This window comes from Chitinophaga ginsengisoli (genome assembly GCF_003014595.1).
In the GTDB taxonomy this organism is placed as follows: domain Bacteria; phylum Bacteroidota; class Bacteroidia; order Chitinophagales; family Chitinophagaceae; genus Chitinophaga; species Chitinophaga ginsengisoli.
This window is the reverse complement of sequence record NZ_PYGK01000013.1, coordinates 189,799-205,235: the sequence shown is the minus strand read 5'-3', so window position 1 is coordinate 205,235 and position 15,437 is coordinate 189,799. Positions and strand designations below refer to the sequence as shown.

Annotated in this window: 11 protein-coding genes; 5 read left to right on the top strand and 6 right to left on the bottom strand. The window is 46.0% G+C overall.

The window, feature by feature from the left end:
* The first annotated feature begins 8 nt into the window (after positions 1 to 8).
* Both CLV42_RS25480 and CLV42_RS25475 read left to right on the top strand, forming a co-directional pair.
* The gene (locus CLV42_RS25480; protein WP_106604752.1) at positions 9 to 1,208 is read left to right on the top strand and encodes an AGE family epimerase/isomerase; all 1,200 of its coding nucleotides are present in this window, start codon (positions 9 to 11) and stop codon (positions 1,206 to 1,208) included.
* Positions 1,208 to 2,464 (top strand): DUF2264 domain-containing protein, encoded by a 1,257-nt coding sequence (locus CLV42_RS25475; RefSeq protein ID WP_106604751.1) that lies wholly within the window; start codon positions 1,208 to 1,210, stop codon positions 2,462 to 2,464. The genes CLV42_RS25480 and CLV42_RS25475 overlap by 1 nt, the downstream gene beginning before the upstream one ends.
* Here the strand turns inward: CLV42_RS25475 and CLV42_RS25470 are convergent.
* The 5 genes from CLV42_RS25470 to CLV42_RS25445 form a co-directional block, all read right to left on the bottom strand.
* The gene (locus CLV42_RS25470; RefSeq protein ID WP_089834730.1) at positions 2,461 to 3,138 is read right to left on the bottom strand and encodes a response regulator transcription factor; all 678 of its coding nucleotides are present in this window, start codon (positions 3,136 to 3,138) and stop codon (positions 2,461 to 2,463) included. The two genes, CLV42_RS25475 and CLV42_RS25470, sit on opposite strands and share 4 nt — an antisense overlap.
* Positions 3,110 to 3,946: a sensor histidine kinase gene (locus tag CLV42_RS25465; protein WP_106604750.1), complete on the bottom strand. Its 837-nt coding sequence runs from the start codon at positions 3,944 to 3,946 to the stop codon at positions 3,110 to 3,112. Before CLV42_RS25465 ends, CLV42_RS25470 begins: the two co-directional genes overlap by 29 nt.
* Positions 3,947 to 4,770: 824 nt before the next feature.
* On the bottom strand, positions 4,771 to 5,226 hold the full coding sequence (locus CLV42_RS25455; RefSeq protein WP_146154479.1) for a hypothetical protein: 456 nt from the start codon (positions 5,224 to 5,226) through the stop codon (positions 4,771 to 4,773).
* Between the two features lie 770 nt (positions 5,227 to 5,996).
* Positions 5,997 to 6,500, bottom strand: a complete 504-nt coding sequence (locus CLV42_RS25450; protein ID WP_106604747.1) for a hypothetical protein — start codon at positions 6,498 to 6,500, stop codon at positions 5,997 to 5,999.
* A gap of 98 nt (positions 6,501 to 6,598) precedes the next feature.
* Positions 6,599 to 8,908, bottom strand: a complete 2,310-nt coding sequence (locus tag CLV42_RS25445) for a GH92 family glycosyl hydrolase (RefSeq protein ID WP_106604746.1) — start codon at positions 8,906 to 8,908, stop codon at positions 6,599 to 6,601.
* Positions 8,909 to 9,059: 151 nt separating this feature from the next.
* Here CLV42_RS25445 and proB point away from each other — a divergent pair, with 151 nt between their 5' ends.
* Together proB and CLV42_RS25435 are read left to right on the top strand one after the other, a co-directional pair.
* A complete protein-coding gene (proB, locus tag CLV42_RS25440) occupies positions 9,060 to 10,094 on the top strand; it encodes a glutamate 5-kinase (RefSeq protein ID WP_106604745.1) in 1,035 nt (344 codons plus the stop codon).
* Positions 10,095 to 10,118: 24 nt separating this feature from the next.
* Positions 10,119 to 11,366 (top strand): glutamate-5-semialdehyde dehydrogenase, encoded by a 1,248-nt coding sequence (locus CLV42_RS25435; RefSeq protein WP_106604744.1) that lies wholly within the window; start codon positions 10,119 to 10,121, stop codon positions 11,364 to 11,366.
* Here the strand turns inward: CLV42_RS25435 and CLV42_RS25430 are convergent.
* Positions 11,359 to 13,806 carry a glycoside hydrolase family 9 protein gene (locus tag CLV42_RS25430; RefSeq protein WP_106604743.1) on the bottom strand — a complete coding sequence of 816 codons (2,448 nt, stop codon included), beginning with the start codon at positions 13,804 to 13,806 and terminating at the stop codon, positions 11,359 to 11,361. The genes CLV42_RS25435 and CLV42_RS25430 overlap by 8 nt on opposite strands.
* Before the next feature lie 144 nt (positions 13,807 to 13,950).
* Between CLV42_RS25430 and CLV42_RS25425 the strand changes: the two genes are divergently transcribed.
* Positions 13,951 to 15,432 (top strand): sodium:solute symporter, encoded by a 1,482-nt coding sequence (locus tag CLV42_RS25425; protein ID WP_106604742.1) that lies wholly within the window; start codon positions 13,951 to 13,953, stop codon positions 15,430 to 15,432.
* Positions 15,433 to 15,437: the final 5 nt, after the last annotated feature.

The window sequence follows — 15,437 nt, the reverse complement described above, 5'->3', positions numbered from 1 at the left end:
TACACGAGATGAAAAAACTACAACTCCTTTTCTGTGGATTATTGTTGTCGGGTAGCATCACTACTGTATATGCACAACAAAGCAGCCGCAAACAACAAATGACCGAACTGGCAAATAAGACCCTGGACCTGGCTGTACGTCAGTATAAACTGATGATGCAGCATGTGCCAGACAGTATGTTGCCACGTACCACTAACAATGCAGACGGTAGTCTTGTTACTGCTAAAACAGGCTGGTGGACGGCAGGGTTTTATCCCGGTACACTCTGGTACCTGTATGAATATTCAAAAGATAATACCCTGAAACAGGAAGCGCTGAAACGTACGGCGCAGGTGGAGAAAGAGAAGGATAACAAAGGCACACATGACCTGGGTTTTATGCTGTACTGCAGTGCCGGAAATGCGTACCGTATCACGAAAGATCCTAAGTATAAGGACGTACTGTTGACCAGCGCACGCTCACTGTCCACACGCTTTAATCCGAAGGTAGGTTGTATCAAATCATGGGATCATGGCAAGTGGGAATTCCCCGTGATTATCGACAATATGATGAACCTGGAATTACTGACCTGGGCTACCCGGGTAAGTAAAGATCCTTCTTTTGATCATATCGCCCGTACGCATGCCAATACCACTATGAAGCATCATTTCAGGCCGGACTACAGTTCTTATCATGTAATAGGATATGACACTACCACCGGCGCCGTTCTGGCAAGGAATACCCACCAGGGCGCGAATGATACTTCGGCATGGTCCCGCGGACAGGCCTGGGGCTTATATGGTTACACCATGATGTATCGTGAAACCAAGGACAAGGCCTACCTGGAACAGGCAAAACATATTGCTGATTTCATCCTGGGGCATCCACGTATGCCGGAAGATCTGATCCCTTATTGGGACTATGACGCGCCAGGTATCCCGAACGCAAAAAGAGATGCTTCCGCAGGCGCTGTGGCGGCATCTGCACTGCTGGAACTGAGCCGTTATACGAAAGGTGAAGTATCTTCAAGGTACTGGAAAGCAGGGGAGAAGATGCTGGAAAGCCTGGCGAGTCCGACCTATCTGGCAAAAGAAGGAGAGAATAATGACTTCATCCTGATGCATAGCGTAGGTTCTCTTCCGCACAACTCTGAAGTAGATGTGCCGCTCACTTATGCAGACTACTATTTTGTGGAGGCTTTGTTACGATATAAACAATGGGCTAAGTAATGCACAGACGTCACTTTATAAAAGCCGTTCCATTGGCCGGTATGGCCGGAGCGGTTAAATCAGGCAACTTCCTGCAGGCAACACAACAACCTGCAGGAAGTGCTGTTTTTCCCACAGACCGGGACTACTGGGTGCAGTTGTTAACGCGCATAGCAGAACCAGTGATGAAAAATCTGAGCCTGGGACAGCTCCGGCAAAAGATGCCGACGGAGAAAGCACCCGGTTACAACAAGCCGGTCGAAAAGGTGACCTATTTAGAGGCTTTTGGGCGTACTATGGCCGGGATCTCTTCCTGGTTGGAGTTAGGTGCTGACGACACCCCTGAAGGCAAAATAAGGGCTCGTTTCATCGATTATGCGTTAAAGGCGACTGCCCAGGCAGTACAACCCGGCGGCGCGGACTATATGAACTTTACCGGGCAGTTTGACGGGCAGCCCCTGGTGGATGGCGCATTCCTTGCACATGCCTTTATCAGGGCGCCTAAACAGTTATGGCAGCCCCTTCCTGCAACCGTTAAGCAGCAGGTAGTAGCTGGCTTTAAGAGCCTGCGCAGTATCAGGCCAGGATATAATAACTGGCTGTTGTTTGCCGCTATTATTGAAGCTGCATTGCTGCTGTTTGGAGAAGAGTGGGACGGTATGCGGGTGGATTATGCCGTGAAAAAGCACCAGGAGTGGTATAAGGGCGATGGGATGTATGGTGATGGGGCCGATTTCCATTTTGACTACTACAATGGTTTTGTCATACAGCCGATGCTGACAGACATTCTGAAAGTACTGTCTGAAGCGGGTAAGATCAATCCAAAGGAATATGAGCTAGCCATTACCAGGATGCAGCGCTACGGCGTGATCCAGGAAAGACTCATCTCCCCCGAAGGTACTTTCCCCGTAGTGGGGCGTTCTATGACCTACCGGAATGCTGTTTTTCAGCCACTGGTACAGCTGGCACTCCATGAGCAGCTGCCGGCAGAACTGACGCCGGGTCAGGTACGGGCGGCCCTGACAGCTGTAATGAAGAACATCTTTGAAACGCCTGGCACATTTGACAAAGACGGCTGGCTGCAATTAGGCTTCTGCGGCCATCAACCCGAAATAGCAGATGTATATACATCCACCGGCAGTTTATACCTGTGTACAACAGGATTCCTGGCATTAGGTCTGCCAGAAAAAAATGCTTTCTGGACGGCTTCCTCCGGAGAGTGGACCGCGCAAAAAGCATGGGCGGGCAAAACAGTGAAGAAAGACCATGCGCTTTAGTCGGTATTGATGTCTATCAGTCCATACCTGATACCGAAAATGACAAGACCCACTCGGGTTTTAACCTTCAGCTTGTCGCAAAGACTGCTTTTATAGTCATCAATGGTTCGGGGACTTACAAACATCTTCTGTGCAATTTCCTTGTAGGATAATTCTGTACAGAGGAATTGCAGGAATGTTTTTTCCTTAGGTGTCAGTTCTATCTTTTCGCTAAGTGATAATACATCCCGTTGTAAACCAGATATTACCTTTCCGGAGATGTAATCAGGCAGATAGAAATCTTTCTTAATAATAGAATCAAAGGCTTCCTTCAGATCGTCAGGCTCGACGTTCTTCATGATATAACCTTTTGCACCGGATTTTAACATCTTAATGATCACGGACTCGTCGTTCAGCATAGAGAGCGCAAGTACCTTAATCTGAGGGAAATGGTTATTGATCCAGGTAGCAGTTTCGTAACCGTTCATGCCGGGCATGTTGACGTCCAGTATCAGTATATCTGGTAATTGTAACTCACGGTTATTGATGATCTTGATCACTTCTTCCCCGTTACTGGCTTCGAAAAGTATAAAGTAATCAGTAAAGGTATTAATCAGCCTGCCAAGTGCTTTCCTTACCAGTACATGATCATCGGCAATGGCAACACTATATTTCGCTTTCCTGGTTATGCTCATGAAATGATTGTTTATTTACGGGTATAGTGATACGAATGGCGGTACCGCTATTTTTCGCACTGTTGATATGGAATGTGCCTCCTATCAGGGATGCTCTTTTTCGAATGTTCATCAGTCCTAGTCCTTTCAACCTTTCCTGTTTAGCAAACAGGGCTTCCGGATCAAATCCTACGCCGTTATCCTTGATCTCCAGTACAAGGATATCTGTTTTGTGGGAAAGTCTGATTTCTACTCTACTGGCTTTGGCATGTTTCACGATATTGTTGAGCATTTCCTGTACGATGCGAAAAAGTATGATTTCTGTCTGATGGTCCAGCAGGTTCCGTATGTCGGCAAAATTAAAAGAAGTTTCGTACAAATTGGTCCTCTTCAGTCTCTCCAGTTCGAAATCAATAGAATTGGCAAGGCCTACTTCGGTGACACGGTCTGTATGTAAACTGCGGGAAAGATCTCTTAGTTCTGTGATGGCTTTCTGCAAAGCCTTTCTGCTCTCTTCGATATATTCCTGCGCCTCGCTGTTGTTCTCTACCGGTACCGTTAATAGTGACAATGCTACGAATGTGAGGGACTGCCCGATATTATCATGGATTTCCTGGGATAGGTGTCCGAACACATTCTCCTGAATTTCAAGTTGTGATCTTAATAGTTCCTGTTCATACCTTTCTTTCATTAATCGGAGTTCCTGCGCCTGTGCATGCCTGCTCTTCTGATTCAGTATCAACATAATAACGATGAAGCCCACCAGTAAAACGAGCAGAAAGAGGGATGTAAAAATGACTAGGAATACCTCCTGAAAATCAGATTGCATATGAACGAAATGCTAAACAATAAATATAGGATAATATTTATCATAAGGTTGATGAAATAAAGCGTCTTATAGTTATAAAATGGCATTAGTGATATAGCATTCAGTACTCCGGTCAGTGGCGGACTGCAGGTGTAAAAGAAGAGCAGACCGGTGGATACCCAAAAGGCAGGTTCTTTTAACAGGCTATGCGGTCCGGGATATTTGATACGCTCGTAAAAGTAGCATATGCTGGCTGTTACTACTATGATACAGCCCGATAGAAAAGTATAGGTATTGAAAGCAGTGTTAAGCCCCTGGATGAGAAACAGATTAATAAGTGACAACACAGGGTATACGAACATAAGTACTCCCATAACGTTGACTATTTTCACATTGGTTATAAAAGACCGGAGCAGAAAGATCAGGTAAGTAAAGTTGATGATTGCATAAAAGTTATAGAAGATCAGGTTACGCTTACTGTGAATACTATACCACCAGGCAATCACTTCCACAATAATAGTTACAAGGATATATATAATGAACGAGTTCAGATACCGGGGAGGATTTTTCTGGAGTTTAGCAAGTAGTGCTGTAACAAAACAGATAATCATGACTAAAACATGCACTGGCAACCGGTACAGAGATATATGAGAAAACAAGAGCATATTTATATGTACGCAAGACATAGAATATTGGTGGCAAGTGTTTTAAACTGTTACTAATGACTTTTATGCGGCTGGTAAATTAATAAAAGTGGCGATAAAATAATTTCAGGCCCCGATAAAAAAACTGCCGGATGTTATATCCGGCAGCTTAGGAACATGATTTATCTGGATGGGGAAACGTTAATTTCCAGCAGGCCGGAGCTCAACAGTTCTCTGAGCGGTTCGTTCCGGGCCTGTACATGCAGGCGGACAAGGCAGTGAAAAGTTAAATGCTATTATCTCAGGTCCGTCTGGTGTAGAAACATACAGGTCTTTACTTTCGGTTTTACCGGTTTGACTGGTTTTCTGCTGGGTAGCAACAAAAACCACCGTCTGTCTGTCCTGAAGTAAGATGTTTTCAGGGAAAACAGACGGGTATACCCCAAAATAAACCCTAATGCCGTCTGCACCCGCCGCTTCAGCAGTCTCGATATATTCCTTCAACCCGTCCAGGCTGTACCACACGCTGAGAGAGTCAGGCTTGCCAAGACGAGCTGAATTAGCTTCCCACCTTTTTTGTTTATAGTTTTCACGCAGCATAGTGACGTGCTTGTTGTTTACGAACCGACCTGCTTTTATGGTTTTAGCGGCTGACATAAGATATTGTATTTTAGGTTTTATCAATCTCATTAACAATCTAAAACTAGGTTTTAAAGCATGGGGGAATCATTGTAAGTTTATGATAATCATGACATTACAAACATGGGAAATTTATAATTACTTCCGGCTCAGGTTATATATAATTTTCTATAATATAAAAACCGTGTATTTATGCTCTTTTTTTGTTTAAACACGAAGGGTCTTTCTGCGTAAATAACGGTATAAATTTACCGGATAATATCGGTGTAAGAAAAAAATAACATATAAGAACTGCTTTTTTCGGCCAGTTCACCTCAAAATCGTGCACGTATTATATATGGCTTGAAAATCGATCCGTCGGATACCGGGAAATACCGGTCACCTATTTACCGTGATTTACGCAGATTGTATTTACGTATTTATACGTTTCCTCTTGATTCATTGCCGGTTTTTTCTCCCCACTTACCTGTATAGGAATGGCTGTTTATCAGTTATTTATCTCTTTGAAATGCGCTATTGGCATGAATCACAGGCATTTTGCTCTATTGGCGTTTATTTTCGTGTTGTAACAGGTAACTCTAAGTGAGGATACACATGACCCATATACGCTCTTAATGACAACTTCCGGAACTTTATTTTCTCTAATATTGAGAAGGCAATTAAGCCTGAATGCTGATTTAAAATATTGTACCCTTTGAAAACCCTAATTGTATTGTCCCCCCCAAAGTACCATAACTGGCCTGCTTTTTAGCAGGCCTTTTCTTTTGTATACATGCTGTAAATGCTAACTACGTTCTACCTTCAATGATATATTCCTTCAATGCCGGAAAATCATAAAAGAAACGGAACGAAATAACAGTATTAACCGTTTTATGATCCGACGGGCTGAATAACGTTACCTCCGTTTCACTCTCTGTAATCCAGGTGTTCTGCACGCCCGACTGACCCTTTCCTATAAACGGCTCACCATATAACTGACTCAATCGCCATGCCAGTTGCTCATTGGCTTCCTGCGGATAAAGGAATATGCGGTTGATAAACCCGTTATCATTGATGCCCGTGAAAAGATGCTGCAGGTCTATACCCGGATCATCTTTCTCAATAGTGCCCCTGGCCGTTCCGTTAAATGCATGATAATGAGCAGCATCAGGATAAACCAGAAAATTGTTTTTACCGGTATAGGAGGGAAAAGGTAACATGCCGGGTATCTGTTCCGGCTTTTTGCCCAGCTGTATATCACCAATGCCCAGGTTGTGAAACCTGAAGCTGTGCTGATGTGGGATTGCTTTCATATATACGGGTTAGTATATATAAATTTACGTAAAAACTAAGAGGGATGGATAAGAGGCTAATCCTCTCATCCATCCCTCTTTCTTATCCGTGGAGCGGGTTATTTCTTCGGTTTGGCGCCCATCTGGAACACCAGACGGCCTCCATTCATGATATCTGCATGGCTGATGCTGTTCGTCAGCACAGGCTGTCCGTTCAACGTTACTTTCTGCACATACACATTCTTATCACTCTGGCCAGGTGCCTCTACAGTGAAAGTCTTGCCATTCTCCAGCTGAATAGTGGCTTCTTTTACTGCCGGACTTCCGAGTATATACTGGTCAGAACCAGGACATACCGGATAAAAACCAAGAGAGGTGAATATATACCAGGCGCTCATCTGACCACAGTCATCATTACCGCCTAATCCATCTGCACCAGGATGGTACATCTTCTTCAGGATCATACGCACTCTTTCCTGTGTTTTCCATGCCTCTCCAGTCCAGTTGTAGAGATAAGCTACATGATGAGAAGGTTCATTACCGTGTACATAGTTGCCGATGATACCGTCGCGGGTAATGTCTTCAGTTTCAGCAAAGAATTCATCTGGCAGATGCATGGTGAACAGGCTGTCCAGGTGACCGGAGAACCTTTTCTTACCGCCGTTAAGCGCTACCAGCTCTGCAGGATATTGTGGTACATACAGACTGTAGTTCCATGCATTCCCTTCAATAAAGCCCTGGTTATCTGTCTTCAGCGGATCGAATGCTGCGCGGAAGGTGCCGTCATTCAAACGGGGACGCATATATCCGATGTTCGCATCATATACATTACGGTAGTTCTGTGAACGTTTGATGAATTCGTCATAAATATCCTGCTTGCCCAACTTCTTTGCAATCTGCGCTATACACCAGTCATCGTAGGCGTACTCCAGTGTCTTCGATACGGAAGCGCCGCTTTTATCTTCAGGCACATACCCTTTGTCTATGTAATAACCAATACCATCGTACGTACGGTGCCTGGCGGTTGTTACACAGGCGGCCAGGGCTCTTTCTGCATCAAAAGGTGCATTGCCTTTAATGATCGCATCTGCAATGAGCGACACGCTGTGATAACCGGTCATACACCAGTTCTCATTGGCGTAGTGTGACCATACCGGCAGCATGTGCTGTGCACTCTGATCGTAGTGCGCCAGCATTGACTGGATCATGTCTGCATTACGTTTAGGCTGTATCACGTTGAACAGCGGATGTAATGCCCTGTATGTATCCCACAGGGAGAAAGTGGTATAGTTGGTGAAGCCATCAGCTTTATGATTGTTCTGATCAAGGCCACGGTAACTGCCATCAACGTCCATGTAAGTGGTTGGACTCAGGAAAGCATGGTACATAGCCGTATAGAAGTTGATCATCTCATCGTTGCTGTTCAGCTGCGCGGTGATCTTATGCAGTTCTTTGTTCCATTGTGCCTGCCCGTCCTGCTTTACCTTGTCGAAATCCCATCCAGGTGCTTCAGCACGCAGATTGGCCAGTGCGCCTTCTGTGCTTACAGAAGATAGTGCGAACTTGATCTTCACTTTTTCACCTGCCTGTACTTTGAAGTCGAACCAGGCCCTGATATTACGGCCTGCCATTTCAGGAAAGTCGTGCGCTACATCGAACTTACGCCAGAAACCTTTGTACACATCATTGGCATAGTTCTGATGACCATAATGTGAGATAGGTTTGGAAAAGGACATCGCGAAATATTCTACCCTCGTACGCGCCCATCCGTTAGTCTGACGATAACCGGTTACCAGTGTATCATTCTCCACTCTTACGAATGTCCACACATTTTTATTGCCATAATTATAAATGCCAGCCATCAGATCGAGTATGATATGCGCCTGATCTGTCGCTTCTGCGAAAGTATATTGATGAAAGCCCACCCGGTTGGTAGTGGTCAGTTCAGCAGTGATGTTGTATTTGTCGAGTTTTACTTTGTAGTAATCCGCTTCGGCTACTTCGTTATCGTGTGAAAAGGTGGAGCGGTATCCGCTTTCAGGATTGGTAGCAGTGCCGGGATTCAGGTACAGTTTACCGGTGGTGGGCATGATCAGGAAATCGCCCAGGTCAGAGTGGCCGGTGCCGCTGAAATGCGTATGACTGAACCCTGTGATGGTTTTATCAACATACTGATACCCTGCACAGTATTTATAGACGTCCGGATTGTAACGCCCATTCATCTCATAAGGGAGCGTATCCGTTTCCGGGCTGAGTTGCACCATCCCGAATGGTACGGTAGCACCGGGATAGGTATGTCCCATTTTTTCTGTACCGATAATGGGTTTTACGTACTGTACCAGGTTTTTGTCCTGCGCCTGCAGGGAAAGCTGGGTGCATATGGAAAATGCGGTGAATAAAGAAAGACGGGTAGCCAAGCGTGAGCCCATTGTCAATAAGTATTTTAGCGATTAGATAACCTTGCAAAATAATAGTCCCCGTCCAAACGGGGTGTCACAGCCGGGTAAAAGACTTTAAATGAAATGTAAATAATGAAAAAATGAGGCATTTTCAATATTTTGTCGGCAAATTCAGCGAGCAGTGACAAAACCGATATTAGTAATAAAATTTGGGACAGCATCCATCACCCACGAAAATGGGGAGCTGGATGAGACAATAGTAGCTTCCATAGCCAGGCAGGTAGCAGATCTTAGGGAAGAATATAATATAGTATTGGTATCGTCAGGAGCAGTAGCAGCAGGCAAGAAGTACCTGAAACAATACGGTGGCACTATGAGCGAGCGCAAGGCCGCCGCCGCCATCGGTAACCCCTTGCTGCTCAGCAAGTACGCCAGGTATTTTGCTCCGTACGACATTGCCATTGCGCAAAGCCTTTGTGAACGTAGGCATTTCAGTAACAGGGCACAGTTCCTGCAACTGAAAAAAACATATGAAGAGCTCTGGGACAACGGTGTGATACCCGTAGCCAATGAGAATGATGTGGTGAGCGACCTGGAGCTGAAATTCTCCGACAACGATGAACTGGCCACCCTGATAGCCGTAGGTTTCGGCGCTTCCATGCTCTTGTTCAGCACTTCCGTAGGCGGGGTACTGGATAGGGAAGGCAAGGTAGTGCCACAGATAAATGCTATCGATGAATCGATACTGTCACTGGCAGATACTAAAAAGTCCAGCCTGGGACTGGGTGGAATGGTGTCCAAACTGACTTTTGCCCGTTTGGCTACCCGCATGGGCATCAAGGTGGTGATATTCGGTATCCATACTCCCGATGGTATTCTAAATGCCATCGCCGGAAAAACAGGTACCTTGTGCCTGCCGCAGCCATGCAGTATGCCGGCTCGTAAGAAATGGCTGGCCAGCGGCAGCCTGGTAACGGGTAGGGTACTGGTAGACGACGGTGCGCTGACAGCTCTGCAGAAAAGACGTAGCTTGCTGGCGGTGGGTGTCCTGACTGTGCTGGAAAGATTTGAAGGCGGTGAGGTATTCGAGATCGTGGACGAAGAGCACAATGTGATCGCGGTGGCACGTGCCAAGGTTTCTTCTGACCTGCTGTCGGAAGACAGTAAAGTGCAGAACCTGGAGATAGCACACGCAGACGACATCGTGTTGTTATAAACAAACAAGTAAAACAAGCGGAAGATGGAATCTATACAACCTTTACTGGTACAGGCGCAGGCCGCCACACGTTCTGTGAAGACGCTGCCTGACGAACAGAAGCAGCAACTGCTGCTGCAACTGGCCGACCGGATAGTAGCACATACCGCGGATATTGTAGCGGAAAACAAAAAGGACCTGGATAAGATGTCTGACCAGGACCCGAAAAAAGACAGGTTATTACTGAATGCCAGCCGTATACAGCAACTGGCAGACAGTCTGAAAGATATTGCACAGTTACCCGACCCGGCCAACCAGCTGCTGGTGGAAAGAACACTGGACAACGGTTTACAGGTGCAGAAACGTACCGCTCCGCTGGGGGTGGTAGGTGTGATCTATGAATCACGTCCGAATGTGACACTGGATGTCGCCGCCCTGTGTATCAAGTCTGGCAACGTAGCGGTATTGCGCGGCGGTACAGATGCCTTTCATACAAACATCATCCTGGTGAAGCTGATCAAGGAAGTACTGGAAGCATTTAAAGTAGATGTGAATGCAGTGCAGTTGTTACCAGTGGACAGAGCGTTGATCGGCGAAATGCTGACAGCTGTAAAATACATTGATATCATCATTCCCCGTGGATCACAGCAGCTGATCGACTATGTACGCGCTAATTCCAAAGTGCCGGTGATAGAGACTGGTGCTGGTGTTTGTCATACCTATGTAGAAAAGACGGCGGACATCGAAATGGCCAGTAAAGTGATCACCAATGCAAAAGTATCCCGTCCATCGGTATGTAATGCCTTGGATACAGTACTGGTAGATGAACAGGCTGCGCCCGGCTTACTTCGGCTGCTGGCCGATTCTCTGCAGGACTATGATGTGGAGATCTTTGCAGATGATGTATCGTACAACATGCTGGAAGCGCTGGAATATCCTTACCTGATACATGCCACACCTGCCGATTTCGGACGCGAGTTCCTGGACTTCAAATGCTCTGTAAAAGTGGTGAACGGTGTGGATGAAGCGCTGCAACACATCCAGGAATATTCTTCCAAACATTCTGAAGCGATTATATCAAAAGATACTGCAATCAGTGAACGTTTTCTCAATGAAGTGGATGCCGCCGCTGTATATGTGAATGCTTCCACCCGGTTCACCGACGGTGGTGTATTCGGACTAGGCGCTGAGATAGGTATCTCTACGCAGAAATTACATGCGAGAGGACCTTTCGCATTGGAGAAACTGGTCACCGAAAAATGGTTTGTAAGAGGAGATGGGCAGGTTAGATAACCAGCTCATCTACCTTTCTAAAATGATACCCCTGTTGTTTCAGATATTTTATCAGTGCAGCTAAATGCAGGTACAACTTGTCTTTTCTTCTGGCATCTGTACCTGCATGCATTAATAGTATCACCCCATTCAGCTTTCCCGTCCTGTTCTTTCCAAACGCTTTTACAGATTTGATGATCGCTTCACTGCTTTTATAGGAAGCACCCATTTCCGGGTAGGTGTAATCTGCATTACTGCCTGTCCCTGGCGTAAAGCAAACGATCTGCAATCCCAATGGTTGTGACCATGCTGCGATCGTGTCATTCCACCATTCATAAGGCGGAATATAAGTATGCACTTTTGCCGTATCGATGCCTAACTGTTGCATCTTCGAAAGATTGGCTTTCATGTCTGTAGAGAACTGCTGTTGTGAAACGAGCAGGCTATCCCGCTTCTGCCAGTCACAGTATAACAGGTGTTTGTCTGAATGCGGACCTAAATAATGTCCATTAGCATATAGCTGTTTAATATGGGCTTTGAAATGAGTATTGCTATAAAAGTTCCCCGTAAAGAAAAAAGAACCTTTCACCTGTTCTTGTTGCAGTACATGAGTGATATGAGTTAAACCTTCCCCAAATTCATCACCCGTAAACACCAGTGCGATCTCCTTCCTGGTGCTATCCATTCTTGTGATGCCATGTTGTGTAACAGTATAGCCTTGTTGCCTGGCAGCGTTTTCTTTTGCAGCCAGCAGATAGATCAACACAGCGGTACCATCCATGGTCGGCTCATTGGTGCTGTAGTCGCCATAGTCATCGTGATATACTGCCAGATCACTTTGGAAGTCCGCATATTCGTCAGCATCCTGCAATTGAATACCGATCAGGTTCTTGAAGATATTGGTGTAGACTGGCCCGTCTACCAGTCCGCCGTCTATCGGGTATTGTTTCAGGTGAGTGAAGGAAGAGTGAGGGTCAGTGGGTGTATCGCCCCGTTGTGGTAAGCCATATACCATGGCTGTGCCCCAGGGATTACAGCCGAATATCCAGTCAAAGCAGGCCTGTTCCAGTTGTATGTAAGTACTGTCGCCGCTCAGCTGCCGGTACCAGTAACATTGAATGGCAAAGGCTACTGTCAGATTATTACTGCACCAGATAAAAGGAATACCTCTGTAGAAGGCATTCTGCGATGCCTTACGCCATACACGTTCAATACCTTCCTTATAATAACGGATCAATGTATCTCTTTGTGCGCCTGTTGATAACCTGGCCAGTTCTGCATGACCCGGATTAATGAATGGGTACCATTGATAGTGACGGGCGGTGTCCTGTCCCAGCCAGGGCGTGACAGGTTCCCGTTGTGCGAAGGTCCATGCATTGGAAAGATAGGAACCTCCGAGAGAGACTGCCGCCAGTTCCATGTCATCTGTCCAGTTATCTTCTTCATAGAAATAAGGGGAACGTCCGGGGGCTGTCTGACAAACGCCCGGTTTTTGCATACCCAGTTTGTAAGCGACTGTAGCTTTATGTCGCAGGATGTCTGCATAAGAGGGCTGCAGCCCTGCAAACAACTGTGTACCTAAAGCAAAACAGCTGCTGAATTTTCCTGCGGTAGAGGCAACCCCTGTGCTGCGGTTCTTATACTTCAACAAACCTTGTGGCTCTCCTGTACAGAAGTAGACGGGGCGCTCCAGTCCGTGGCCATAGAAGTTAGTATCCTGCCGGGGAATACGCATCCCCTGGTGGTCGCGGTCATCGCCTACCTGGTTATACATCCTGTCATCCTGAGGATTCATTTTAATGAGCCAATCCAACCCCCATTTTGCCTCGTCCAGTACGTCGGCCATACCATTATTGCCTGACAGTCCGTTGGCCTGTAGTGAGTCTGTAAATACGTTTGGGAAGTCACGATACGCCGCCAGCAAATGCCAGGTAGCATTAGCGGAAGTAGTGACATATTGCAGATAATCCGAAGCATCATGCCAGCCACCGGAAACCGGCACAAACACGCTGTCCGGCCCATACACGGGAAAGCCGTCATGCGTATGACAGGAGTCTTTCAGAAAAGGATTGAAGCCATTTCTTTGCTGACGCATATACCGCAGACAGAAATCGGCTGTTCCTTTATATACCGAATCACTGATAGCGAATACCGGCGACTTCGCCCCGCCCGCCTGTAAATAATATTGTCCTGCCGTAGTGAACGCAGAGAAATCCAGTCTGCTGGTTTGCCGGAATGGTCCATACTCCCCGGCGGCCCTGCCTGCAGTGTGTTCGAATACGATCTTGCCTGTCTGGGCATTGACCAGTTCAAAATATTTTAATGTATCTTGTTCCTTACTGCACCATACTGCTACTTTGCTGCTGTGCGGCGCATAACCAAGCTGGTTAATGCGTATCCAGTCTGCAAGAAGGGGAAGGCTGATAAATGCGGATAATACCAGCAGGAGCAGCTTTTTCATATCACGTGATTTTGGTGGAAGTACTGTGAAAATATAAATTTATTCGTTTTTCTGCATACAATTATGCGTTTTTTGCGTTTTTGTGTTTATATTGAAATGTGAATATGCGTTTTTGTGCGGCTTTAATCAAAGAAATTCTACTTTATGACACCAGGCCTTTTGTTTTCTATTGTCATTGCGTATTTCGTTATCCTGTTGATCGTAGCCTGGTATACCGGCCGTAATTCAAACAACGACTCTTTCTTTATAGGCAACCGTAACAGTAACTGGATGCTGGTGGCCTTTGGGATGATCGGTACCTCATTAAGTGGTGTCACCTTTGTGAGTGTACCTGGTGATGTCGGTAAGACTGCTTTTGGTTACTTCCAGGTAGCCCTGGGTAATATGATGGGATATGTGGTCATCGCGTTCGTGCTGTTGCCATTGTATTACCGCTTACAGCTGACCTCTATCTATAATTATTTCAGCACCCGCTTTGGCAATAAGTCTTACAAAACAGGCGCCTCCTTCTTTATATTATCCAGAACACTCGGCGCTACTGCCAGGTTGTACCTGGTGGTAAACATCCTGCAGAACCTGTTGGAAGAAGCTTTTAAAGATCAATTTCAGGTGCCTTTCTGGCTCACTACATTGATCATTCTGCTGATGATCCTCCTGTATACTTTTGAAGGTGGTGTGAAAACGATCGTGTATACTGACACCCTGCAGACCACCTGTATGCTGGCCGGCCTTGTCATTTGTATCGTGTATATCCTGAACCGCCTCGACATGAACGTTGGCAGCAGCTTGCAGGCAATGGGTAGTAAAGGCATGTCGAAGATCTTCTTCACCGATCCCAATAGTCCGCTGTTCTTCTTCAAACAGATCCTGGGCGGGGCCTTTATTACAATTACCATGACGGGGATGGACCAGGAGATGATGCAGAAGAATATTTCTGTTAAACGCCTGGTAGATGCCCAGAAGAACATCATGACATTAAGCCTGATCTTTGGTGTGGTGATATTATTGTTTCTTTTCCTCGGAGGATTATTATATCTGTATGCTGATACCATCGGTGTAACAGCTGCTTCGGATAAACTGTTCCCGACGCTGGCCCTCGATGCACAACGTATGCCGGCAGCTATTTCAGTGATCTTTATCATCGCCCTGATCTCCGCATTGTTTCCCAGTGCGGATGGTGCTATCACGGCGCTGACCTCTTCTTTCTGTATCGATATCCTGAATATGCAGCGAAGAGAGGATCTTTCAGAGAAAGAGAAGAAGAAGACCAGGCGATTTGTACACCTTGGTTTCACGGTAATATTCCTGCTGATCGTCCTGGTGTTTAAACATATCGATAGCCAGAGTATGATCTCCGTGATACTCAAGGTAGCCTCGTACACTTATGGACCTTTACTGGGTTTATTTGCTTTCGGCATTTTAACCAAACGCACCGTGAACGATGATATGGTGCCGGGTGTTGCCTTAGCAGCGCCTGTGCTGTGTTATGTGCTGGAGATGTGTCAGTCATATCTTTTCAAAGACTATAAAATAGGTCTGGAATTACTTGTCATCAACGGACTGTTTATGTTCATCGGTTTATGGCTGAGTTCCGGCAACTTTCAGAAAAAAGGAATGCTATCCTGATCTGT